Annotated in this window: 18 protein-coding genes and 1 pseudogene; 4 read left to right on the forward strand and 15 right to left on the reverse strand. The window is 70.7% G+C overall.

Translation table 11 applies throughout. The features are described from left to right. From FPZ41_RS29265 to epsC, 11 genes are all read right to left on the reverse strand, one after another. On the reverse strand, positions 1-1,242 hold a 1,242-nt coding region (locus FPZ41_RS29265), incomplete at its 3' end, for an ATP-binding protein (RefSeq protein WP_152866665.1). 491 nt (positions 1,243-1,733) lie between these two features. Continuing rightward, entirely contained in the window at positions 1,734-2,261 is a 528-nt protein-coding gene (locus FPZ41_RS29270; RefSeq protein WP_228023050.1) for a flavin reductase family protein, read from the reverse strand. Then, complete coding sequence (locus FPZ41_RS29275; RefSeq protein ID WP_322620874.1) at positions 2,258-3,658, reverse strand: dihydroorotase; 1,401 nt, start codon at positions 3,656-3,658, stop codon at positions 2,258-2,260. Before FPZ41_RS29275 ends, FPZ41_RS29270 begins: the two co-directional genes overlap by 4 nt. Beyond that, positions 3,646-4,839, reverse strand: coding sequence for an acyl-CoA dehydrogenase family protein (locus tag FPZ41_RS29280; RefSeq protein ID WP_152866667.1), 1,194 nt, complete (start codon positions 4,837-4,839; stop codon positions 3,646-3,648). The genes FPZ41_RS29275 and FPZ41_RS29280 overlap by 13 nt, the downstream gene beginning before the upstream one ends. Then, complete coding sequence (locus FPZ41_RS29285; protein ID WP_152866668.1) at positions 4,818-5,852, reverse strand: PrpF domain-containing protein; 1,035 nt, start codon at positions 5,850-5,852, stop codon at positions 4,818-4,820. The genes FPZ41_RS29280 and FPZ41_RS29285 overlap by 22 nt, the downstream gene beginning before the upstream one ends. Continuing rightward, positions 5,849-7,711 (reverse strand): asparagine synthase (glutamine-hydrolyzing), encoded by a 1,863-nt coding sequence (gene asnB, locus FPZ41_RS29290; RefSeq protein WP_322620875.1) that lies wholly within the window; start codon positions 7,709-7,711, stop codon positions 5,849-5,851. Before asnB ends, FPZ41_RS29285 begins: the two co-directional genes overlap by 4 nt. A 7-nt stretch (positions 7,712-7,718) precedes the next feature. Next, a complete protein-coding gene (locus FPZ41_RS29295) occupies positions 7,719-8,534 on the reverse strand; it encodes a cupin domain-containing protein (protein ID WP_152866669.1) in 816 nt (271 codons plus the stop codon). A gap of 580 nt (positions 8,535-9,114) precedes the next feature. Beyond that, on the reverse strand, positions 9,115-10,077 hold the full coding sequence (locus tag FPZ41_RS29300) for a DMT family transporter (protein ID WP_152866670.1): 963 nt from the start codon (positions 10,075-10,077) through the stop codon (positions 9,115-9,117). Positions 10,078-10,179: 102 nt separating this feature from the next. Further along, positions 10,180-10,647: a cupin domain-containing protein gene (locus FPZ41_RS29305; protein WP_152866671.1), complete on the reverse strand. Its 468-nt coding sequence runs from the start codon at positions 10,645-10,647 to the stop codon at positions 10,180-10,182. Further along, entirely contained in the window at positions 10,644-11,621 is a 978-nt protein-coding gene (locus FPZ41_RS29310; protein ID WP_152866672.1) for a PLP-dependent cysteine synthase family protein, read from the reverse strand. Before FPZ41_RS29310 ends, FPZ41_RS29305 begins: the two co-directional genes overlap by 4 nt. A gap of 53 nt (positions 11,622-11,674) precedes the next feature. Then, a complete protein-coding gene (gene epsC, locus FPZ41_RS29315; RefSeq protein WP_131564790.1) occupies positions 11,675-12,256 on the reverse strand; it encodes a serine O-acetyltransferase EpsC in 582 nt (193 codons plus the stop codon). 678 nt (positions 12,257-12,934) lie between these two features. On the opposite strand from epsC, the gene FPZ41_RS29320 reads away from it, so the two are divergent. Further along, a complete protein-coding gene (locus tag FPZ41_RS29320; RefSeq protein ID WP_152866673.1) occupies positions 12,935-14,131 on the forward strand; it encodes an ATP-grasp domain-containing protein in 1,197 nt (398 codons plus the stop codon). A gap of 208 nt (positions 14,132-14,339) precedes the next feature. Continuing rightward, on the forward strand, positions 14,340-14,762 hold the full coding sequence (locus tag FPZ41_RS29325) for a hypothetical protein (protein WP_152866674.1): 423 nt from the start codon (positions 14,340-14,342) through the stop codon (positions 14,760-14,762). A 117-nt stretch (positions 14,763-14,879) separates the two neighbouring features. Here the strand turns inward: FPZ41_RS29325 and FPZ41_RS29330 are convergent, their stop codons facing one another. The 4 genes and pseudogenes from FPZ41_RS29330 to FPZ41_RS48725 all read right to left on the reverse strand — a co-directional run. Beyond that, a complete protein-coding gene (locus FPZ41_RS29330; RefSeq protein WP_322620876.1) occupies positions 14,880-17,798 on the reverse strand; it encodes an AfsR/SARP family transcriptional regulator in 2,919 nt (972 codons plus the stop codon). Between the two features lie 883 nt (positions 17,799-18,681). Continuing rightward, positions 18,682-18,933 carry a tautomerase family protein gene (locus FPZ41_RS29335; protein ID WP_322620877.1) on the reverse strand — a complete coding sequence of 84 codons (252 nt, stop codon included), beginning with the start codon at positions 18,931-18,933 and terminating at the stop codon, positions 18,682-18,684. 461 nt (positions 18,934-19,394) lie between these two features. Continuing rightward, positions 19,395-20,513, reverse strand: coding sequence for a sugar phosphate isomerase/epimerase family protein (locus FPZ41_RS29340; RefSeq protein ID WP_152866676.1), 1,119 nt, complete (start codon positions 20,511-20,513; stop codon positions 19,395-19,397). Positions 20,514-20,852: 339 nt separating this feature from the next. Continuing rightward, positions 20,853-21,150: pseudogene (locus FPZ41_RS48725) on the reverse strand (penicillin acylase family protein); the annotation flags it as partial. Positions 21,151-21,176: 26 nt separating this feature from the next. On the opposite strand from FPZ41_RS48725, the gene FPZ41_RS50375 reads away from it, so the two are divergent. Beyond that, entirely contained in the window at positions 21,177-21,470 is a 294-nt protein-coding gene (locus FPZ41_RS50375) for an alpha/beta fold hydrolase (RefSeq protein WP_407698830.1), read from the forward strand. 422 nt (positions 21,471-21,892) lie between these two features. Next, positions 21,893-24,313: a PQQ-dependent sugar dehydrogenase gene (locus tag FPZ41_RS29355; protein ID WP_194236243.1), complete on the forward strand. Its 2,421-nt coding sequence runs from the start codon at positions 21,893-21,895 to the stop codon at positions 24,311-24,313. The last annotated feature ends 201 nt before the right edge of the window (positions 24,314-24,514 follow it).

Raw genomic sequence — 24,514 nt, forward strand, 5'->3', positions numbered from 1 at the left:
GGGCTGGGGCTGGGCCACGTCACCGGAGGTGCCCGGCTCCGTGCCGAGCAGTCCCTGAGGGACGATGAGCACGGCCTGGACGCCGCCGTAGATGTTGGTCTGCAGCCGGACGTGGATGCCGTGCCGCCGGGCGAGCTGCGAGACCACGAACAGGCCGATGCGGCCGTCCTGGAGAAGGCTCGCTACGTTCACCTGGTCGGGGTCGGCGAGCAGGGTGTTCATCTTGTTCTGCTCGGTCACCGGCATACCGAGCCCACGGTCCTCGACCTCGACGGCGAGGCCGGAGGTGACGATGTTGGCGCGCAGCAGGACCTGGGTGTGGGGGGCGGAGAACACCGTGGCGTTCTCGACGAGTTCGGCCAGCAGATGGATGACGTCGGCGACCGCGTGCCCGCGCAGGGTGCCCTCGATGGGCGGCACCAGCTTGACCCGTGAGTACTGCTCGACCTCCGCGATGGCCGAGCGCAGCACCTCGGTCATGGGGACCGGGTTGCTCCACTGACGGCGGGATACGGCACCGCCGAGCACGGCGAGGTTCTCGGCGTGACGGCGGGTGCGGGTGGCGAGGTGGTCGACGTGGAAGAGGCCCTTGAGCAGGTCGGGGTCCTCGATCTCGTTCTCCAGCTCGTCGAGGATCGAGATCTCGCGGTGCACCAGGGACTGCAGGCGCCGGGCGAGGTTGACGAAGACCTCGACCTTCTGTTCGCTGCCGGCCTGGCTGGAGAGCCGGGAGGCCTGGACGACGGCGGTGACGGCGGCATCGTGGGCGTGCGCGAGGTCCGCGGCGAGCAGCTCGAACTCGTCGGCGTCCGCGGCGGGTTCGCTGCTCGCCCCCCGCTCGGGCGGGCCCTCGCCCCGGCGCAGCGCCTCGACGAGCGTGCGCAGGTCGGCCTCACCGCGGGCGCTGGTGCGGCGCAGGGCGCCGAGGCGTTCGCTCACGGACTTCGCGGTGCGGCCGGCGGCCACGGCGGCGATCACGATGCCGGCGAGGGTGACTCCGACGGCTCCGGCGAGCACGGCCCACAGGACGGGGCTGGGGCGTGCTCCGGTGGAGCGGACGGTGAAGAGCACGGCCGCGCCGGCGCTGAGCGAAACCGCGATGGGCGGCAGGACCGCCAGACGCAGCAGTTGTGACCGTATCGGCGTCTCGGGCAGCGAGGGGGCGGTGCGGGCGACCGGTCGTCCGTGCCGGCCGCCCTCACGGCGGTCGGACCGGGCGGTCGGTGCGCGGAGCTGAGACATCGGTGTCCTTGTACTGGTGCGTCGGGGGCGTGAGGGGCTCCCGCGTCTGCGCGACCCGGGCACACGCCATCGCGTGCCGGTCGAGAGAACCGAAGAGCCGAAGAACTCAGTCCTGCGTCGCGCGACGGCGACACACAGTAGTCGCGAACGCATCACGTGCGATGCGCAGTTGACAAAGTCCCGCGCAAAGGTTCCCGCCCTGGTATGAGACTTCGTACGACAGGCCGATAAACCTTCGGACATTCGTTCCTGGTCCGGAATTGAATCGATCGAAGCTGGTCAGAGGCGGTCGCGAACAAACAACGATGGCCGAGGTCAGTTCGACCATCGGCCATCGGAAAACGATCGGGAATTTCACCTGGCGGGAGCGGCTTGCGACGCTCCGGTGTCCGCGGAGATCCTTTCAGAGACATCACCCTTTGTGGTGACCGGACTGTCTCCGACGGGGAGCCAATCACCCGTCAGAGTGACGGCGGCAGCCGGTCGCCAGGTCATGGGCGTCGCGCGTGCGCGAAACCGCGTCGGTGCCATATCAGGCCGCCCCCGTGGGCGGATTCGCCGTCCACACCGGTGACCCGGCCCACCAGAATCGTGTGGTCCCCTCCCTCCAGGATGTCGTGCCGCACGCACCGGAGGGTCAGGGTGACGTCCCGCAGAACGGGTGCCGGATGCGCGTCCGCCGCCAGCGCGACGTCGTCGAAACGCTGCTCGGCCGGTCGCATGAACCGCCTGACCAGGTACTCGTCGCCCGGGCCGAGGAGGTGGACGGCGAAGGCGTCGGAACCGATCAGCGCATCGTGCGTGCGCGAGCCCCGGTCGATGCAGACGAGGAACAGCGGCGGCGTCAGCGACAGGGAAGTGACGGCACTGGCCGTCAGACCGCGTGGCATGCCGCGGTCGTCGTAGCACGTGACGATGGTGACGGGCGCCGCCAGGGCGGACATCGCCGCCCGGAAGGCCTCGGCCGGTTCGGTCGCCGTGCTGGGAGCGGGCTGGGACGTGAGGAGGGTTCCGGTCATCGGGCCACCTCCAGCGAGCGGGCCGCGCCCTGCAGCCAGTGGCCCTGCGGACGGCCGGCGAACCCGGTTCGGACGTCCCAGGAGACATGACCCGCCTTCACCGTGGTGGTGAAGCGACCGGTGAAGGTCCAGCCCTCGTACGCCGACCAGCCGCACAGCGACATCACGTCGCGCGCCGAGAACTGCCAGCGCTCGGACGGATCCAACAGCGCCAGGTCGGCGTCCGCACCCGGCTCCAGCCGGCCCTTCCCGGGCAGGTCGAAGAGGCGGGCGGGTCCGTCTCCCATGAGCCGGGCCAGATGCAGGGCAGCCTCGTCGGGCTCGACTCCCCGTGTGTGCAGGCCGGTCCAGACGGCCGTGGCCAGTTCCTGGACGCCGGGGAGTCCGGGGGGCGCTTCGGCGGGTGGGCGGTTCTTCTCCTCCACGGTGTGGGGAGCGTGGTCGCTGCCGAGGGTGACGGCCTGGCCGTGCAGTACGGCCTGCCAGAGGCGTCGCTGGTCGCGACTGTCGCGGATGGCCGGGGAGAGCCGGGTGCGCGGACCGCGTCGCGTGGTGTCGTCATGGGTGAACGACAGGTGGTGGCCGGTCACTTCGAAGGTGAGGGGCAGTCCCTCGGCGGCCGCCGCCGTGAGCAGGTCGGCTTCCTCCGCCGAGGACACGTGCAGGATGTGCGCCTTCGTCCCGTACTCGCGCACCAGGCGGACCACATGGGCGACAGCGACGATGCCGCCGGAGCGCGGCCGGTGCGGCTCGTACTGGCCGTAGGAGTCCGGGGCGCCCGAGCTCACGTCGAGGAGGTCGAAGACATGCTGGTCCTCGGCGTGCAGGACCAGCCGGACGCCCCCGCGGGCGGCGGCGGCGAAGGCCCGCCGCAACTGCTCGCCGTCACGGAAGACGACCGGCGCGGTGTGGTGGCCCGCCATGAACACCTTCGCGGAGGTCGCTATCCGCGGGTCGAGGTCCGCCAGGAGTTCGGGGTGGTCGGGATCGGCACCGATGTGGAAGCGGTAGTCGGCCCAGGAACGTCCGGCGATCCGGTCGGCCTTGGCGCTGATCCCGGCTTCGTCCAGGGACGGCGGACGGGTGTTGGGCATGTCGACGACGGTGGTCACTCCCCCGGCGAGGGCGGCACGGCTGCCGTGCTCCCACGTCTCCTTGTACTCCAGGCCGGGGGTGCGGAAGTGGACGTGGGAGTCGATCAGGCCCGGCAGCACATAGCGGCCGCGGGCGTCGAGGCGCGGTCCCGCGGGCAGGGGCTCCCCGGCCGCGAGCAGGGTCGACACGCGGCCATCACGGATCACGACGGTGCCGTTCCGGACGCCTTCGGGGGTGACGAGGCGGCCGCCCTCGACTATCAGATCGGCGGGTGCGGGATTCGGGGTACTCAGCGGTTCCACAGCAGACTCACCAGTTCCTTGCAGAGGTCGTTGGTCGGTCCCATCAGGGCGACGGCTCGGGCGTCGCGGTCGTAGCGGTTGATGTCGTGCGAGGCGACGTAGCCGGCCGAGCCGAGCATCCGCTCCACAGTGGAGACGACGCGCTCGGCGGCCGAGGAGGCGAAGAGCTTGGAGTGCAGCGTGGTCATGCCGGGGTCGGCGGCACTGCGCCGTCCCGCGCGCTCGACGACCGCACGGGCGGCCTCGACATCAGTGGCGAGGTCGACCAGTTGGTGACGGACAGCCTGCTTTGCCGTCAGTCCACGCCGCTCGGCGTGCTCGTGGGCGAGGTCGAGGGCTGCCTGAGCCAGACCGACGGAGACGGCACCGAGGCTGGCGCCGCTGTCCCGGACGCCGGCGATGATCGAGGCGGCCGTGCCGACCGGGCCCAGCCGGTTCGCATCCGGCACACGGCAGTCGTGGACGGAGACGAAGCCGGTGGCCGAGCCGCGCATACCGGTCAGCCGCAGCGACGTGTCGGGCTCCAGACCGGGGGTGTCGGCCGTTACCAGGAAGAAGGTTTGCCCGGCGGAGCCGTACCCGGTGTCGGTGCCGCTGTCCGGTGCCGGTTCCTCGGTCTGCGCCAGCACCAGGTAGACGTCCGCCAGGCCGGCGCTCGTGGTGAAGGACTTGGCGCCGTCCAGGACCCAGCCGCCGTCGGGTGTACGGCGTGCCGTGGTGGACAGCCGTTTCTTGTTCGCGCCGGCGCCCGTCTCACTCCAGGCGGAGGCGGCGAGCCAGTCACCGCGGGCGAGCCGGGGCAGCAGCCGACGGCACAGCGCCGGGCTGCCGTGTTCCAGGACGCGCCTGCTGACCGCGTAGTGCTGGAAGAGCATGATCGCGGCGGAGGCGTTGACCTCTGCCACCTGTTCGACTGCCGCGTTCAGCCCCTGGGCGTCGTCGCCCGTGCCGCCGTACTCGTAGGGCAGGGCCAGGCCGAGCATTCCGCTGTCGCGCAGCAGGGCCACGGCTTCCCGGTCCGGTTCGCCGCTCGCGTCGGCGGCCCGGGCGCAGGCGGCGAGGCGCTCGCGCACCGGCGCGGTGAGCCCGGAGGCCGGCAGGGTGAGCAGCGCGTCGGTGAAGTCCGGCGCGTCGGTGAAGTCCGGCGCGTCGGGCACGGTCAGGCTGTCAGTGGAAGCCATGACAACTCCTGGGAGGTTCGGGCGGGCAGGAAGCGGCCGCGGTAGTCGACCTGTTTCTCCGCTACGGAGACCCAGGCGAGCCGCCGGTCGTGCGGGCCGCCGGTCGTGCGGGCCGACACGCGGATCGTGGCGCCCGGGGTGCGCAGGGCGAGCATGCCGCTGTGCGGCTGTTCCGTGTGACCGGACAGCAGGTGGGGCACCGTGCCCTCGATGGCGGCGCCCGCGGCGAGGCACGTCGCACCGGTGAGAGCCACCGTGGGGTGCCAGGACGGCACGGATATGGCGCGGACCGCGAGCGTGCCCAGGGCGTCCGGGAGCAACGCGGCGACCTTGGGGAAGGCGCCCCCGGTGTCCCAACCCTGTGCCTCGCAGACCGCACGGCGCAGCCGCGTCATCCGGTCGAAGAGGACCAGGTCGTCGGCGAAGAGTTCGTCGACGGTGGGGACGCCGAGTTCGTCGGCGTGCACGAAGATGTACGGATTACCCATCGAGACCAGGGAGACGGGAACCATCCGTCCCTCGAACGGAATGCCGGTGACAGGGTCACCCGTGATGAGCAGCTCCCGCACCGGGCGCGGCGGGGAGCACAGGAAATGGGCGGTGAACCTAGTGCCCCCGTCGGAGGTTTCCTCGGTCTCGCACACGACGTTGTCGCCGTTGTTGAGGACGTTGACCCGCACGCGGCAGCCCGGCACGAGCGGCTGGATCATACCGGTGCGGGCGGCCGCCTCCACGGCGGCCAGGATGGAGTGCCCGCACGATCCGCGCAGGTCGAAGCTGTCGAGGCGGTCCGGCAGGGACTGTACGAACCGGTAGTCCAGGTCGAACAACGGGTGCCGGGAGGGTTGGACGAGCGCGTTCTTCAGGACGTCTGAGGCCCCGTGGTCCACGAGGGTCGCCCGCAGTTCGGTGAGCCTGGCGAGCAGTTCGGGTTCGGCTTCGGGCAGGGTGCGCGCGTCCACGACCGCGGTGGGGCAGGGCGTGCCGTGCGCCCTGGCGAGGGTGACGGTCATGCCGCCGCCTGGAGGACCGGTGCCGGTGCGGCGAGGATGATCGGGGCATCGGCGGCCGTGAAGAACTCCTGCCGCCACAGCTGGTGCGACATCAGGGACCACAGGGCGAGGGAGACGGTGTCGCTGGGCCTGACGGCCTGTTCGTCGAAGAGCGCCTCGACCTGCTCGGGCCGGATACGGCCGTCGGCACGCAGCGTTTCGGTGGCCAGCACATCGCGGGCCATCGCCCACAGCCGCTGGCCGGGGGCGAGCATCGCGGTGACCGGGAGGGTGAAGGGCTGCTTGGGCCGCTCCAGCACGCTGCGCGGGACGAGCCCCTGGGCGGCCCGGTAGAGGGCTCGCTTGACGCCCTGCCCCGGTACGAGCCGGTGGCTGTCGGTGAGGGTGGCGGCGAAGCGCACGACCGACGGCTGGCAGAACGGCAGCCGCACCTCGACCGAGCTCGCCATCGACAGGTGGTCGACGCGGCGCAGGTGGTAGGCGGGCAGGCGATAGCGCTGCTCCACCGCGGTGATGCGCCTGAGGCGGCTGCCGGGGCTGTACCGCAGGGTCCGGCGGATGTCGGCGGGCAGGGCGGGGCCTGTCGCGTTCACGGCGAACGCGTACTCGTCGGTGTACAGGCGTGCGCGCAGCGCCCGCGGGACGGCGGCGAGGTGGTCGAGGTAGTCGTCCGCCCAGTCCGATCCGTGGTGGGCGGCGACCGCCTGGGTCATGCGGCTGTAGCCGCCGAAGAGTTCGTCGGCGGCGTCGCCGGTGAGGGCGACCTTGAAGCCGGCGTCGCGGACCGCGCGGAACAGGGAGAACGTGGAGAGCGTGATGGGGTCGGCGTTGGGCTGCCCCAGGTGACGCACCACGTCGGTCATCAGGTCGGGGAAGGTGGCGGGGTCGATCTCCACCTGATGGTGGTGGGTGCCGACGCTGCGGGCGACCTCGGCGGCGTAGGCGCGTTCGTCGCTGGGCCAGGTGCCGGTGTAGGCGATGTTGAAGGTGTGCAGCGCGCCGCTGCCGCCGCCCGTGCGGAACGCCTCGGCCGCCAGCGCCGTGACGAGGCTGGAGTCGAGGCCGCCGGAGGTGACGGCAGCGACGGGGGCGTCCGCGATCAGCAGCCGGGACACCTCACGGGACAGCAGGTCGCGCAGCTGCGTGCCGGCCTCGTCCAGCGTGCGGCCCCGGTCGGGGCGCAGGCCCTGCTCGTGGGCCATCGGGCGGTGCTTGATGCGCAGTCCGTCCCGGTGGCTGACGACGGCGGTGACGGCCGGCGGCAGCACCCGGATGCCGCGGAACATGGTGCGGTCGCCGAACGGTGTCTTGGAGGTGAGGTAGGCGTCCAGACCCATCTCGTCCTCCTCGGCACTGACGCCCGAGAAGCCGAGGAGCGCGGGCAGTTCGGAGGCGAAGTGGAACCGACCGGCGGTGCGTTCCCAGTGGTAGTAGAGCGGCTTCATACCCGAGTCGTCGGTGGCCAGCACCATGCGCGGGGTGGAGCGCAGGTCCATGACCGCGATCGAGTACATGCCGTCCAGGTGCTCGGCGAACCGTTCCCCGTAGGTGATGTAGAGCGCCGGCAGGATGGAGCCGTCGCAGTGGTCGGTGAAGTGGAAGCCGAGTCCGGTGAGACGGTCACGCAGTTCCCGGTGGTTGTAGATCTCGCCGTTGAAGACCACGGTGACGCGACCGAGGTGGTACGGCTGGGCGCCGCCCTCGGGGTCCATGATCGACAGGCGGTTGTTGCCGAGGGCCCAGTCGGGCCGGTGCGCGACGCCCTGGGCGTCGGGGCCGCCGTGGTACATCAGGTCGGCGACGCCGCGCAGTTCGGCCTCGTCGGAGTGGACGTTGAAGGTTCCGTAGATGCGGCACACGGGGCGTTCACCTGACCTGGGAGGAGTAGCCGGCGGCGGAGTAGAGCGCGGGGTCGTAGGGGCTGGGGCCACCGCAGGTCACGAAGCGGCGGGCGGCGGGGCCGGTGTGCGGGTTGCGCGCGCCGTGCAGGACGCCGGGAGCCGCGTACAGCACGTCTCCGGCCGCGACGTCGACCCAGTGGTCACGCAGGTACATCTGGCCGATGCCTTCGAAGGCGATGAACGCCTCGTCGCTGTCGGGGTGGAGGTGGACGTTGAAGGTCTCGCCGGGCTGCTGGATACCGCAGTGCAGGCACAGGCGGCTGCTGCCCGTGCCGGGCCAGAAGACGAAGTTCATGGTGGCGCGGGCCTCCGCAGCCTCGATCTGGCCGGTGCCGCCGAAGCCGCGGAGCTGGGTGGTGTCGTCCCACAGCGAGGAGTGCAGGACCGGATCGCTGCCGGGGGTGACGCCGGCGAGGGGCGTGCGCCAGATGTACGCCGTCATACCGGCGTCGTCGGCGGTGAGGGTGAGCGTGCGGCCGGTGGGGGCGTAGGCGGCGCGGCCACGCTCGACGTGGCGGCTGAGGTCGCCGACCGCGGCGGTGCCGGAGCCGGCGAAGACGACGACGGTGTTCTCCTCGGCCGCGCTGTCGTCGGGGACGAAGGACTCGCCGCCGGCGATGCGGACGACATGGAGGGTGACGTGGGTGGAGCCCGCGGCCGGGCTGACGGGGGTCGCCACGGTGGTGCGGGCGGCGGGGTCGGCGACGGGACGGAACTCCAGCTCGGCCGCCGTGATGATGCGGGCGTCACCGAGGGCGGTGGCTGTGGTGGTTGAGGGCATGCCGGTGGCTGCTTTCTGTGTTCGCAGGCCGCTGTGGATGGCATCGGCCTGCCGGTGCGGGTGGGGAGAAAAGCGGGTGGAGCGGACGGAAGGCGGCGGGCCCCGGTCCTGGCGGCCGTGGGAGGTGGGCGCCCTGGGGCGGTGGGCGCCCTGGGGCGGTGGGCGCGAACCGTGCGGCCCGTCGCTCGAAAGCCAGGCCGGCGCCGAGGTGCGCGGCTGCCGCGCGCGGATCGTGAACCCGCGTTCCGTGGTGGCCGGGGCGCCCTGTGGCTGCTCTTCCGGTGGTCTTCCGTGGCGCTGTGCTCTTGCGTGGTACTGCAAGGCTCGCTCGCGCCGTTCCCGGTTGTGTCCCGCATCGCTCCCGGCGCCCTGGGAGGCCGTGGGAACGAAAAGGGCGCTCGGGAGACGGGACGGCGACAGCGTTGTGGGGGCGGGGCTGAGAACACACGGTGTGTTCTCAGCCCCGCCCCCACAACGCCGCACGGTGCGTCCCGAGAAACGGGACGCACCGTTACGGCAGGCGGACGGAGTCGTACGGCAGGCCTCGAAGGGGCCGCTCAGCGAGCCCGGAGCAGGCCGCTCAGCAGGCCTCCCTGGCGACCGCGGTCGGCACCGGATCGGGGGCGGACGGCGCAGGCGCGGGCGGTGCCGCGGCACGGCGCGCCGGCCAGGGCAGGCGTCCCTCCGCCAGGGCGAGCGCGGCGATGACGATCACGCCGCCCACCGGCACGTTCCAGGTGATGGCTTCGCGCAGGGCGACCGCGCCGACGATCACGGAGAACACGGGGACGAGGTAGTTGACGCCGGAGGCGGTGGTCGGGCCGGCGTCCGCGATGAGCCTGTTCATCAGGACGAAGGCGACGCCGGTGGAGGCGCCCCCGAGCACCAGGAGCGACAGCAACGGGCCGGCCGTCAGCTCGCCGGGCAGCTCCCAGCCGATGCTGAAGGTGGTGATCAGGCCGGTGATGACCGTGGCGGAGGTGAGCTGACCGGCGGTCACGGCCAGGGCGGGGATCTTGTACGGCGCGATGAAGCGGCGCACATAGACGAAGCTGATCGCGTAGCTCACCGCGGCTCCGACACAGGCCAGTTGGCCGCCGACGGAACCGAAGCCCTCGGTCCGCCAGGGCCCGACCACGACGACCAGGCCCACGAACCCGATGAGGAGACCCATCACCTTGCGGCCGGTGGGCTTCTCCGTACTGATGGCCAGGGCCGCGATGCCCATGGTGACCAGTGGTGTGGCGCCCTGGATGACGCCGGCGACAGTGGCGGTGGTGTGCTGCTCGCCGACGGCGAAGAGGGTGAACGGGACGACGTTGCCGAACACCGAGGCGACGACGATGTGCCCCCAGGCCTTGCGGTCCGGGAGTGCGGCCTTGGTCACGGCGAGGATCAGCGCGACGACCAGCGCGCCCACGAGGAGCCGGCCGAAGGCGAGTTGGAGGGGGGCGAAGGCGTCCAGCGACACCTTGATGAAGGCGAAGCTGCACCCCCACAGGGCGGCCAGCAGCCCGAAGCGGGCCCAATTGACGGGATGCATGTCGGTGTACTCCCGGAAGTTGTCGAACAGGGGATGGGACAGGAGCCGGTGGGTCGGACGGAATCGGATGGAATCGGATGGAAACCGGCGGGAATCTGGACGTCAGGGCTCGTCGACCTCGAACTGGTCGTACTTCTCCATGAGGGCCACCAGCTCGGCGCGGGTCGGGGTGTTGCCGTCGGCCAGAAGCTCGGCCAGGCCCTCGAAGTACTCTTCGCGGTTCTCCGCGGGAGTGAAGATGATCAGCATCTCCGCGGGTGCGTCACTGTCGTTGCGGAAGCCGTGCACTGCGTTTTCGGGCACGTGCAGGAAGTCACCGGCGTGGGCCGTGCGCCAGCGGGTGCCGTCGTGGAGGGTGACCTCGCCGGAGAGGACGTAGAACGACTCCGAGATGCGGGTGTGGTAGTGCGGGGCCGCACCGGCGGCGCCCGGGAGCATGTGATGGTGGAACAGGCCGAGACGGCCGTCGGTGGTGTCGGCGAGGGCGATGAACCGCGTGGTCGTCGTCTTTCCGATGCGGACCTTGACGGCCTCGCCGAACGTGCGCAGGGTCGAGTGCAGCAGCGTCATGACGCGCCGTCCCACATGCTCAGGTAGCGCTCGCCCGTGTCCGGCAGGACGGTGACGACGGTCCGGTCCCGGTACTCGGGGCGTGCGGCCACCAGACGCGCCGCGTGAACGGCCGCGCCGGCCGAGACACCGACGAACAGCCCTTGGCCGGCAGCGAGTTGGCGGGCCGTCCGCAGGGCGTCGTCGTCGGTGACGGCGATCGCCTCGTCGATCAGTGAGACGTCGGTGGTCGGGGCGACGAAGCCCCCGTTGAGACCGGGGATGCGGTGGCGGCCGGCGTAGCCGCGCGAGAGCAGCGGTGATCCCTCCGGCTCGACCGCGACGACCCGTACCGACGCGTCGTTCTCCCGCAGATGACGTGCTATGCCCGTGAGGGTCCCCCCGGTGCCCACTCCGCACACGAGGGTGTCGGCACGGCGCCCGGTCGCGTCGAGGGCGGCCGAGATCTCCGGGCCCGTGGTGGCGTAGTGCGCCTCGACGTTGTCCTGGTTCTCGTGCTGGCAGGGGAACCAGGAACCCTCGGTGGCCGCGTGGATCTCCTCGGCCTTCTCGATGGCTCCCGGGTACCCCAGGTCGGCGGGGGTCCGGACCACCTCGGCACCCAGCGCGACCAGCAGACGCACCCGTTCGGTCGTGGCGTTGTCCGGCAGCACAATGACGCAGCGGTAGCGGCGGGCGGCGGCCAGTGCGGCGAGCGAGATGCCGGTGTTGCCGGACGTGGCTTCGACGATCGTGCCGCCCGGGACCAGGTCGCCCCGTTCCTCGGCCGCCTTGAGCATGTACAGGGCTGCCCGGTCCTTGCTGCTGGACATGGGGTTGGCCGCCTCCAGCTTGGCCAGTACCTCGGCGCCCGGTGCGAGACCGTCGAGTCGCAGCCGGACCAGCGGGGTGGCGCCCACCAGGTCGTCGATGCCGTCGGCGACGGCCGGCCGGGCCAGGGGAAGTGGTGTCGTACGCGGTGGAAGGGTGCGCATGGCTTGATTCCTCGTCGTGAGCGGTGGAGGGGGAATGCCGCGTTGAGGGCGGGCTACCAGGAGCCTGCCGAGGCGATGCTCGCGATGACGTCGGCGGCCGGGCGGCCCGGCGGGCGCCCGGAAGCGGTCGCGGCCAGCATCCGCATCCCGTCGGGTACGTCCTTGTTGACCAGCGCCTGCGCGCCGATGATCGCGTCGTCGCCGACGGTCACGGGGCCCAGCACGGTGGCGTTGGTGCCGAGAATGACGTTGCGGCCCACCACCGGGTGCCGGCGTGCGCCCTCCGGCCTGTGGTTGTCGCTCCACCAGCCGACCGCGCCGAGCGTCACCTGGTGGTAGATCGTCACGTCGTCACCGATCGTGCATGTCTCGCCGATGACCACGGCGGCGCCGTGGTCAATGAACACGCGCCGGCCGAGCACCGCTCCGGGGTGGATCTCCACAGCGGTGACCCGCCGGGCCCAGCGGGCGAGGAGGCGGGCCGGCAGCCGCCGCCCTGCGGTGTGCAGACGGTGCGCCATGCGGTGCGTCCACAGGGCGGTGAGCGCGGGGTGCAGTACCGCCTCCCGACGGCCGCGCACGGAGGGATCCCGCTCGACGACGACGTCCAGGTCTTCGCGCATCAGGCGCAGCAGACCGATACCGGTGACGTCCGGTGAGGTGGCGGTCGGTGTCACGGAGCGCGCACCGGCCCCGGCGGGTGGGCGGAAGGGCAGTACAGAGGCGGACTCCTTCGAAATAACACTCATCGGGGCTCCAGTCGGGGGCGGGGAGGTGACGGCCGTCGGACGATGCCGTGCCGACGGTGGTGAAGGCTGCGTTCTTCCCGGTCTTCCTGGTTTTCCGGGTCTTCCTGGTTTTCCGGGTCTTCCTGGTCTTCCGGGTATTCCTGGAAGGGGCCTGGCGTCCCTGTCCCTGCCAGGAAGGGGAGCCTGACGGCCGCCGACCTGGTCCAGGTCTCGAAGAGAGCGTCGCGGAACCCGTTCCCGTTCCCTTCCCCCACCGTTCCCCGGCCACGGGTACGGGACCGCCGCCCTTCCCGCAGCACGGGGAACGGGCGGGGACGCCGCGGGGAACGCACGGGGAGGAATTCGGGAACGGGCGGCGGGACGATCCCGGTGAGCACCGGTGCGACGCGCGCGGGCACGGTCCGCGCGAGCGAATCCGCAGGAGCGAATCCTCTGGAGCGACCCGGTGACGCACGACCAGACATCCACAGCAGGTACGCATCACCAACTCCGGGCCGCGTGGGACAGCCGGCAGCGCGACGCATGCCGTACCCCGCCCACCGCCGAAATGACGAGGAGCCACCCATGAGCGAGACAGACGAGCGCCGCCAAGAGCACCCTCCTCCGGACTGCGCTCCGCAGCGGCTGCTGCTGGTCTGTCCCTCGCCGCGTCTGGCACACGAGGCCGTCGCGGCGGGATTCGACGTACGGGTACTCGCCGACGCGCACCAACCCCACGACGGCACCCTGCCTCCCGTGCCGGTGGACCTGGTCGACTTCACGGACGACGCCGCGGTGACCCGGGCGATCGAGGCGTCGGTACGGCAGTACGGCAGTGAGCGGCTGCTGGCCTTCGGGGGCGCGGCCGAACTGCCCGCCGTCACGGAGTCCGCAGCCCGGCTGGGAGTGTGCCCCAACCCACCCGACGCGGCACGCCTGTTGGGTGAGCCCACGGCGATGCGTGCCCTGCTCAACGGCAGCCGGCACTCGTACGTGGCGGCCGCCCGGGCCCGCACCGCGCAGGAACTGCCCGACGCCGTCGAAGAGATCGGCGCCCCGGTCACCGTACGCCCGCTGGCGCCGCTCTCCCAGGACTCCGTCCTCCGTCCGGTGGGAACGCCCGGTGAGCACTCCTACCTGGTGGAGGAGTACCTGCAGGGGCCGGAGTTCGGCGTCGTCTCGCTCACGGTCGACGGAATGCACCGGGTGGTGGGCATCGTGGCACTGAGCGGTGCCTGGCCCGCGCGCAGCGCTTGTCTGTTCCCGGCGTCCCTCGGGGAACGCGACGAGGCAGAGGCACGCGCGATCACGACGGAGTTGCTCGACCTCGCCGGGTACGAGTTCGGTTTCGCCTACACGGTGGTCGTGCTCACGGCGAACGGGCCGCGAGTGGTGCGTTCCCAGGCTCGGTACCCGGACGAACCCGTGGCCTCGCTGATCGAACTCGCGACGGGCTTCCGCGCGGAGGCGGAGCTCGTCCAGGCTCTGGCCGGGAAACCCGTGCAGCCGCCCTCGGCCGACCGCTGTGCGGCCGTGGTCTTCTACAGGCTGCCGGCGGGCCGGCTGTTGTCGGTGTGGGGGCTGGAAGCGGTGTCGGAGCTGCCCGGGGTGCACAGGGTGCACTTCCCGTACGCGTCAGGAGACGACATACCGCGCGCCGGGCACGGCCAGGAGGGCTACGTCATGCTGACCGCGGCGTCGGCCCACGAGGCCGCGCAGACCGTCGCCTCGGCGGAGCGACTGCTGCACGCCGAGGTGAGTCCGCGATCGGAGCCCCTCTGACAGCTCGCCCGCGCCTGGGCCTACGCAGACCGCCCGCACGGACACCGCATGTCCCTGCGGGCGGTCTGCGTGGGCACCGATCGGGTTCCCGAGCCGTTCCCCGCCGCTCCCTGTCGGCCGGTAACGGAAGCGGAACAGTGTGGGAGCGCTCGGCGCGACCTTCTTCCTGTCAGCACCGCAGACCGACGACAGAAGGCAGGCAGGCATCATGAGCAGCAAGGTCATCGGCACGACGACGGGCTTCCTCGCTTCCGCCGCGCTCACCCTGGCGCTCGCAGCCGGCCTCGCCACCGGGACATCCAACGCGGTTCCCACCTCGGACGAGGGCCCGAACTACATCTCAAGCCTCACGCTCGCCTCGGACGAGGGACCGAACGTCATCACGGCCGGGACGTACGGAGACGAAGGACCGAACGTCATCACCACCGACACGAACGGCGACGAAGGACCGAACGTCATCACCACCGACACGAACGGCGACGAAGGACCGAACGTCATCACCACCGACACGAACGGCGACGAAGGCCCCAACATCGTCACCACCGACACCAACAGCGACGAAGGCCCCAACATCGTCACCACCGACACCAACGGAGACGAAGGACCGAACAACGTCAGCGCCGCTGTCTGACCGGGGGCCCCGCACCGGCCCCTCACGGTCCACGTCCCCCCTCGTGCCGATGCCCGCCGCCCATCACGGCGGGCATCGGCACGTGGCGTTGGTGCCGGTGAGCGGAGGCCCTCGGTCTCAGCGGCGGAAACGGCCGGGGATCCCCATGGCCAGGAAGGCGGCCTCCGCGGCGGCGCCCTGCTCGGCGGCGCTCTCGATGTCGTCCAGCGCGGTCAGGGCGGCCGCCATGCCGTCCAGGGCGTACGCCTCTTCCACACGGTGGCCCAGCCGTGCCGCCGAGCCATGGGCCTGCCGGTGCAGGCTCAGCGCACGCTGGTGGTCGCCGTTGCGGTGGAAGACACGCCCGGCGGTGTTCCAGACCGTGACCTCCCGTACCGGAGCGTCCTCCAGGCCCTTGGTGGCGAGGGCCTCCTCCGCCCACTGGAGCGCCCGTTCCCGCCGTCCGTGCCGGCTCTCGACGTCTGCGGAGAGGATGAGCTGAAGCGCCCGCTCGGCCGGGGGGAGAACGCCGGGAGCCCGCTCGCGGGCCTGCGCGAGGGTCGTTGCGGCGGCCTCGACGTCGCCCATCGCCAACTGGATCTGAGCGAGATCGCTCAGCCCGACGAGTTCCTTCTCCACCGCGCCGAGTTCGCGGGCGAGTTCCACCGAGCGGGTCGCGGCCCGCACCGCCTCGTCGAAGTCGCCGCGCTCCATGTGGACTCCGCTGATGTTCGACAGCGACTCCGCCTCGGCTCGCTCGGCGCCGAGTTCGCGTTTGAGAGCGATCGACTGTTCCAGCCGGGGCAGTGCCTCGTCGAAACGGCCCGTCGTGGCGAGCAGCAGGCCGAGGACGCCGGTGTCCTTGGCCTGTCCGCGCCGGTCGCCGAGGTCGACGGCGAGCCGGTGGGCCTCCACCGCCGCCGCTATGCCGTCCTCGAACCGTCCGCGTTTCCAGCAGGCCACCGACAGGTTGGACAGGCTCAGCCGCAGCAGCACGGGCTCGTCCAGTCGGCGGGCCGCGGCGACAGCGGTGCGGCACAGCTCGAGGAACTCGTCGAGTCTGCCCCGCAGGTCCAGGTGGAAGACGACGTTCGCCGCGAGCAGGGCGACCTCGCGGTCGAAACCCCGCCGGAAGGCCAGAGTGATCGCCGCGAGCAGGCCGTCCTGTTCGCGTTCGAACCAGTCGCGGGCGGCTTCCGCTCCCGCCAGCGGCGCCAGCTCCGGCCGGAAGGACGACTCCGGGCGCGCCATCCGTACCCTGCCCGGGAAGAGCAGGTCGCAGGCGGCGTCCGAGGCCGCCAGGGAGAACTCCAGCAGCCGGCGCACCGCGCCCGCCGCCTCGTCGCTGAACTCACCGGTACCGCCGGAGCTCCGGGCCCGCGACAGCGCATGGGCGAAGCTGCGGACGAGGTCGTGGAAGGCGTAGCGGCCCGGCTCGTGCTGTTGTACGAGATGCATGTCCAGGAGGTACTCCAGCACCTCCTCCGAGTCCCGCACCCCCGTGTCCAGCAGGGCGGCAGCCGTGTAGACGTCGAGGTCGGCGCCCGGGTACTGGCCCAGAAGCCGGAACGCCTTGCGGTATCCGGCGTCCAGCCCCTCGTAGGAGAGCCGCAGCGTCACTTCCACGCTGCGTTCGCCGGCACTGAGTTCCGCGAGACGGTGGGTGTCGTCGCGCAGCCGGTCGACGAGGTAACGCACGGTCCAGCGGGGGCGTTTGCGCAGCCGGGCCGCGGCGATGCGCAGGGCGAGCGGCAGGTGCCCGCTGAGGTCGGCCAGTTCGGCGACGGCGTCCGTCTCCGCCTGGGCCCGGCGCTCCCCGATGACGCTGACGATCAGGGCGATGCTGTCCGGGGGTGCCATGGTGCCCAGGGAGACGGAGTGCGCCGCGTCGAGGTCCACCAGCAGGGCGCGGCTGGTGACCAGGACGACCGTGCCGGTCGGTGAGGCGAGCAGCGGTTTCACCTGCCCCTCGTCGACGACGTTGTCGAGGAGGAGGATCATCCGGTGCCGGGTCATGGTGGAGCGCCATAACGCGATGCGGCCCTCGGGGTCGTCGGGAATGCGCTCACCCGGCAACCCGAGCATCCGCAGCAACGCCTCGGCGGCGGCGGCCGGGCTCAGCGGTTCCTCGCCCGGGGTGTAGCCGCGCAGGTCGAGGTGGAGCTGGGCGTCGGGATACCGGTCGGCGAGGCGGTGCGCGGCACGGACGGCGAGGGAGGTCTTGCCGCTGCCGCCCATCCCGTCGATCGCGACGATGAGCGGTCCGGAGCCGGTGGAGTCCTCGACAAAGCCGATGAGTTTGTTCAGTTCCTCCTCACGGCCGGTGAAGTCGTGCAGGTCGTAGGGCAGGGTGGAGCGGCTGTCCGCCACCACCGGCGGTGCGGTCGGGGCCGTGGCGGGGACGGCCAGCGCGGGATCGTTGCACAGGATGGCCTGGTGCAGGTCGCGCAGGGCGTCGCCGGGCTCGATGCCGAGTTCCTCGTCGAGTACGGTGCGGATCGTGCCGTACTCGGCGAGTGCCTCGGCCTGGCGGCCCGAGCGGTACAGGGCGAGCATGAGCTGACCTCGCAGGGTTTCGCGCAGGGGACTCCCGCCGATGGCCTCGCGGATCTCGGCGACCAGTTCGGAGGCCTCTCCGGCCTCCAGCCTGAGGTCGAAGAGCTGCTCGACGGCGGTGAAGCGCCGTTCCTCCAGGGCGGCGGAGGCGGCCTCGACGACCGCGCCACCGTTTCCGGAGAGCACCGGTCCTCGCCACAGAGCGATGGCCTCGCGCAGCAGCGCGGCGGCGTCCGCGGACTGGCCGGCGGCCGCGTGTTCCCGGGCCCTGCGCAATGCCTCGGTGAACTGCAGCAGGTCGAGCTGTTCGGATCCGACGGCGGCCCGGTAACCGGGCCCGTCGGTGACGATCAGGTTCCGTCCGCCGGGGATGCGCTGACGCAACTCGGCGACAGCCTTGCGCACCTGGTGGGCCGCGGTCGCGGGGGCGTCCACGTCCCAGACGGCCTCGACGAGCCGGTGCACCGGAAGGACGCGCTGTGGCTCGAGAAGCAGGGTCACAAGGACGCGTTCGCTGACGGGCCCGCCGAGTTGCACACGCTCGTCCCCGTCCCAACACTCGACGGAGCCGAGGATCCGAAGGCGTATCGGCGCGCCATGAGGCATTGGACATGTCCTCTCTCCGGTTGCGGGGGCGGCCGCCCCCGCAACCGCGCGCCTGCACGAGATGTCCGCACGGCGGAACCGGCTACGGCCGTCCAGGTGCTTCACCTCATGCAGGGCACGGCACGGGACGGCCGTCAGCGACGGTCACATTCTGACCCAGGATGTGCACTGACCGTCGCGACTTGGCGGGTCTTCATAGGATGCGGGGCGGCGCGCATCAGGTATCGGACACGTGTTCCTCGTGCCCCGTGCCGGTTCCGGTCCGCGCGGCGAGCGGAGGACCGGGGGCGAGGACGACCTCCCGTCCGGCGTCCGCGAGGGCCCGCCGACGGTGACCGGGTTCGGTGCCGGCACAGGGACCAGTCCCCCGTAGGGCCCGACGCCGCTGGAGCGGCACTGGTCACTTTGCGTTGTCACTCACCCGCCCCGACAGGCCATGCTGTCCCTCCGCGAAAGCAAACACGCGCGCCCTCTCGCGCACACACTGGCCGTTCGGGCACAGGGTGACTGCCTGATGACCGTGGGGAGCCCGGTTGGCGCGAAGGCGCTGCTGCCGGGCGAAGGCCGTCCGGTGCCCGCGACGCCTGGCATCGCGGTCGATACCCGGCGCGGTTCCCGTCCCCGTGTCGTACCCGATCGGGCCTCCGGGTGTGGCCTCGGGCGCCCGGAGGGGGAGCCCCGCACGGCCCGGCCCGTGTCACGGGCTTCTCGCGCGGACACGGTCGGTGGCCGACAGCACCATGCCGTCGGCCACTGACCGTGTCCGCCTGCGTTTGTGTCAGCGGCTCTCCGAGAGCACGGAACGAGCCCGCTCCGGCGGCTCCGCGCCGTCCGCCGGTACCTCGCCGGGCTCGTCGGCGAGTGTTCCGCCGCGGCCCCAGTGGTCCTGCTCCACATCCCGCACGAGGACGGTCACAGCCTCCCTGGGGCACCCCGCGATGCGCACGAGAGTCGAAGTCAGCTCATGGACGAGATCGGCTCGTTTCTGTCGGTCGTTGCCTTTCCACCAGTCCACCGTCACCACCGGCACGGCACTGTCTCCTCACTTTTCGGGGGAACGAGGCCCCGGTCACCGGGAACTGGTCGACTCGACGCGCCAACTCCGCGGACCAGGACGTCTCGACTGTCCCGGAACCCGTTCCCGTTCCGTTCCCGTCCCGGTGTGAGGAGCATCCGCGCCGACCGCGGAGTCGGTCAGGCCTCGCTCACCAGGTCGAGGTCGCCCTCGCAGGTCGACGTGGGAGCGATCTTCGGAACGGGCCACTTCCCGTCCTGCGGCAGAGGCAGGGACACGTCCCGCCACCACGGATGCGTCGGGAGCCGCCGAGTTCATATCCGCCCCGGACGACGATGACTGCCGACGCCGAGCAACGACCATCCCTGCCGACCGGATCACGTTGGATGACGACCACCTGATACTCCAGCCGCACTTCGGTGTATGTCCTGGTCAACGGCTTGGGCGTGGGGATTGTAGCGTTGCCGGTCGCGGCACTAATTCCGCTTTCGCCTGGGGATCTCCAGGTTGGCGAGGTATTTGCGACCGGTCCAGGCCGTGTTCGCCGAGCCCGCGGGATTGAGTGGGCGCGGCGAGGTCGCGTCGGCGGTCTCGTCGTTGCCGGCGTCGTCGTGCTCGACCAGGAAGTGGTGGTGGGCGGGGTTCTTGAGTGCCGTGAAGATCTTCGGCCAGTCGAGGTCGCCCTTGCCGGGATCGGTGAAGAAGAACCGCTTGCCGGCGTTGGCGGTACCGGGTTGCGCCACGCGATTGCCGTTGGGGTCCCAGCGGATGTCCTTGACGTGGAAGAGCGGGAAGCGCTCCGGGTCGCGGCTGATGTAGTCGTACGCGCTCTGGCCGGAGATCTCGATCCACCCGAGGTCCAGCTCGAACTTGACGTACCGCGGGTCGGTCTCCTCCAGCAGGATGTCGTACAGCGGCTCCCCGTCGACCAGCGTGAACTCCACGTCGTGGTTGTGGAAGTAGAAGTAGTCGAAGCCGTTGCGGACGGCTTCCCCGCCCCACTCGTTGAAGGCCGCGGCCATCCGCTTGTAGCCGTCGACCGTGCGCGGCGCGGTGTACGAGTGACCGGTGCCGACCGCCTTGAGCCCGAGCGTGTGCGCCTCTTCGTAGATCCGGGCGCGCTCCTCGGGGTCGTACCAGATGTTCTGGACCATGTCCCGGGGCCCGAAGTGGTTACCGGCGATCTTGAGACCGTGGGCGTCGGCCAGCTTGCGGACCTGCGCGGGAGTGCGGCCGTCGTAGTCGCCACCGATCTCGAACTCGGCGTAGCCGGCGTCGGCGAGCATCTCGAACGTGCCGGACATGTCCAGCTCGTTGTCGGCGAACAGGTCGCGGACGGTGAACAGTTGGATGCCGATGTGGCTGAGCGGTAGGTCGCCGCCCCGGCCGAAACCGTAGTCCGCGTTCCGGTCACCGACGGGACGATGGGGGGCTTCGGCCGCCGCGACCCCCGGGAACGGCCCGAGCGCGCCGGCCACGGCGGCTCCGCCTGCCGCGCCGAGGAGTCGCCGCCGGGTGGTCGTCCGGGATGCCTGGGACCCTTGGGATGCCTGGGGTGTCTGGGGTGTCTGGGACGTCGTGCGTCGGCCGTTCACGTCAGTCTCCTCCTTGCCCAGGGGGCGTCGCGATGCCCGGCGCGCCTGGACCCGTAATCGGTGACGGGGGTACTGAATGTGCAGCGCCGGACTGCGACTGGCTCAGCTCGGCACCGGCTGGAGCCTAAGTCTCCCCGGCGGCATTGGTAAGACCGGATACGACGTGACTTTTATCGAGCTCGACGCAACTTTGTCCTGCGTCGGGAAGTAGGGGGCTCTGGCGGCGAGGTGCGGCGCGGGTGTGGCCAGCTCCTCCATCGCGTCGGCCGCCGGTAGGGCGCAACCGCACGGAGTGGGCCGGGGCCCCGCCGCGGCGGCCCCGGCCCAAGGTTCGAATCGTCAGCGGCGCGACGGGAATTCCACCACCTGCTGATACGTCGGCCTGTACTGCCAACGTACCGACCCGTGGGTGATGCCGCCGAGCACCCGGTGGATGATCGCGTCCGCACACCACTGGTTCCCGGCCGCGCAGTTGTCGCTGCCCGGATAAACCTCGGTCGCCGGTCGCCGGGGCGGCCGCCGCGCTCTTGAGGGTGGCGAGGAGGAGGTCACGACAGGCGGTCAACTCGCCGTACCCGCAGTAGGTGTCGGAGGTCGGGGACGCCACCGGGTCACCGCGCAGCTGCCCGAGATTCTTGCCTCCTCACCTGGAACACGGTGTCAGTGCTCACGGAGACAGCCGAAGCCTCCGGCGAGCAGATCGTGCGCCTTCTCGCGGAGCAGGCACGCCGGGTTGGGGTCGTACTCGACAGACTCGGGGTGCGCCGCACGACCGTCGTCGGGCATTCGACCGGCGGCGCCGTAGCCACGTCGCCGGCCGAGCAGCGCCGCGACCTGGTGGTGGCGACCGCGCTGATCGAAGCGACGGCCGAAAGCGGCGGAACGACCGGACGATCCGCCCTACGCCGATTGGCCATCGCGGCGATGTGTGTGCGGGTTGCTGACCGCGCTTCCTGAAGCATCGCGACCGGCTTCAAGGGAAGTGGCTTCGCCGCGGGTACCTGATCCCGGCATGGCCGTGGGCCTACCGTCAACGGCCCTCGCCGGCTGAGGCGGGCCTCCCAGGACGGTCGAAGGTCGGGTGGAAGCAGCTCACCGCAACTTTGTCCACCAGAAAGACGAAGTTCTGCAATCTTCGTCTCTCTTCTTTCTGTCGGAGGCGGAAGCGGCTAGATTCCCCTTCGCTCCGTCCCACCTCCCACAGCACCCGTCGATCGGCACTGATGTTGCTCTGGAAGCTGTGCCTCCCGCTCAAAGCGGGCACGTCCGCTCCGACCGCTGACCCCAGCGTCCGTCGACGTCCGTGAATGAAGCAGAGGCAGGAGATCCCTATGGCCCGCCAACAGGGAAGACACCGGCACCGCGCACATCGCATGAGGATGCTTCTACTCACTCTGATCCTTCCGCTCGCGCTGGTGACGCCGGTCGCCGCGGCCCATGACGGACCGCACGAACCGCCGGTCGGCACGCCGTCCGCAGGGCAACTCCCCCGCGACGACCGGTTCCAGAAGGTCCTTCTCGAAGGCACCGGGCTGACCCAGCCGATGCGGATCAGCGTCGCCCCGGACGGCCGGGTCGTGTACATAGAGCGGGACGGACGGGTCAAGGTCTGGGACCCCAGGACGAAGTCGTCCGCGACGGCCGGCACGGTCCCTGTGCGCGTCGTCGGCGAACTGGGTCTCGTCGGACTTGCGCTGGCCCCCGACTTCGCCACGTCGGGCCATGTCTACCTGCACTTCTCGCGCCCGGACTGGGATACGTCGTACGTGTCCCGGGTGGCGCGCTTCACGCTGAGTCCGCGCAATGTCCTCGACCTCGATTCCGCGACGACGGTCATCGACATCCAGCATCCGAAGGGGGTGGGCGGCGGCCACAGCGCGGGCGATCTGCTGATGACCAAGCGCGGCGTGCTGTTCATCGCGACCGGTGACAACACCAACTGTTGTGCCTCACGCGGATTTCCCGGCACGGACGAGCGGCCGGGGCAGGCGGGCGGCGACGCCCAGCGGACCTCCGCCAACACCAACGACCTCAACGGCAAGGTCCTGCGGATCGTGCCGAAGAAGAAGGGTGGCTACGACATCCCGAAGGGGAACCTCTTCCCCGAGAAGGCCGACCGCCACGACAAGACCCGCCCCGAGATCTACGCCATGGGCTTCCGCAACCCCTTCACGCTCGGCGACTACGACGAGAAGACGGGCGCGCTCTGGATGGCGGACTACGGTCCGGACGCGGTGCAGCCGGACCCCGAGCGCGGTCCGGCCGGACATGTGCGCCTGTTCCTGATGAAGGGTGCGGGCAACTACGGCTGGCCCTACTGCACGATGGACAACCAGCCGTACAACGACTGGAACTACGTGGACGACAAGCCGGGCCCCTGGTTCAGCTGCGAGAAGCCCGTCAACGACTCGCCCAACAACACCGGCCTGGTCCACCTGCCCCCGATCAAACCGGCGACGGTCTACTACACCTACGACAAGCAGGAGTACTTCCCGCAGCTCTACGGCGGCGGCGCGATGGCGGGGCCGGTGTACCACTACGACCGGAAGAACCCCTCCGAGACCAAGTTCCCGCAGTGGTTCGACGGCCGGCGCTTCCTGTACGACTGGACGACCGACTGGGTGCAGAGCGCGACCTTCGACAAGAAGCTGACGAAGCCTCAGGACATGCGCGCCTTCCTGCCGGACGCCGACTTCAGCAAGCCGATGGACATGGAGTTCGGCCCCGACGGCTCCCTGTACGTCCTGGAGTACGGCAACGGCTGGGGCTCCAGCAACGACGACTCCGGGCTCTACCGGATCGACTACACCGAGGGCAACCGCGCGCCCCAGGCCGTGCCCGAGGCGAACAAGGATTCCGGGCCGCTCCCTCTCGCCGTCGACTTCGACGCGAGCGGGTCCACCGACGCGGACGGTGACGCGCTGACGTACGCCTGGGACTTCGACGGCGACGGTACGACGGACGCGACGACGGCGCGGGCGTCGTACACCTACCGCACCGCCGGATCCTACGAGCCCCGGTTGACGGTCACGGACAGCGGTGGCAAGTCCTCGACCGCGCATCTGTCGGTGGTGGCGGGCAACACACGTCCCGTGGTCACCATCGAGTCGCCCGCCGACGGCGGCTTCTCGGACTTCGGCGCGGACATTCCCTTCAAGGTGAAGGTCGTCGACCCGGAGGACGGTGCCGTCGACTGCACCAAGGTGAAGGTCACCTACCAGCTCGGGCACAACCAGCACGGCCACCCCATGGCCGAGGCCACGCCCGACGCGAACTGCGAAGGGGTCCTCGCGCCCGGCCGGGACGCCGAACACGGTCCCGGCGCCTATGTGTTCCACATCGTCCGGGCCGAGTACACCGATGACGGCGCGCCCGGCGGCGCCCCGGCGCTCACCGGCGCGAACGACATCGTGCTGCATCCGAGCCAGTACAGCGCCGCCACGTATCCGCGCGGGCAGGGTGTGGGTCTCTACACCGGGCAGCTGTTCGTTCCCGACTCGGGCAACTGGTTCATGTTCCCGCGGATCAACGTCGCCTCCATCGACCAGCTCTCGACGGAGTTCGCCACCCGCACGGCCGGGGCGAACGTCACCGTGCGCGCCGGCTCGCCCGACGGCCCGGTGGTGGCGACGTTCGAGAACCTGCCGCACACCGGTTCCACCTCCCTGTCCAACCGGGTCTACAAGACGTTCACCGCGGAGGTGAACGATCCCGGCGGAGTCCACGACCTGTACTTCGTCGGTACGTGGCCCGCCGGAGTCCAACCCGAACTGTTCGTGCGTACCTTCACTTTCGGATGAGCGGGGCGACAACGGCGTTGCGCTCGGCCTGATGTGCGACCCCTTGAAGTAGAGCTGGACTCAGCTTGTCTTTCAACCCCGGGCCTCGAACGTCGCGTCGTACACCCCCACTCATCTGGGGATTCGTCGGGCAGGCGGACGGCCTTCGCATGATCATGCATTCCGCCACGGAAGCTTGTTCATACGAAGGCCGCAGAGGTG

It is taken from the genome of Streptomyces acidicola (assembly GCF_009377235.1).
Taxonomy (GTDB): domain Bacteria; phylum Actinomycetota; class Actinomycetes; order Streptomycetales; family Streptomycetaceae; genus Streptomyces; species Streptomyces acidicola.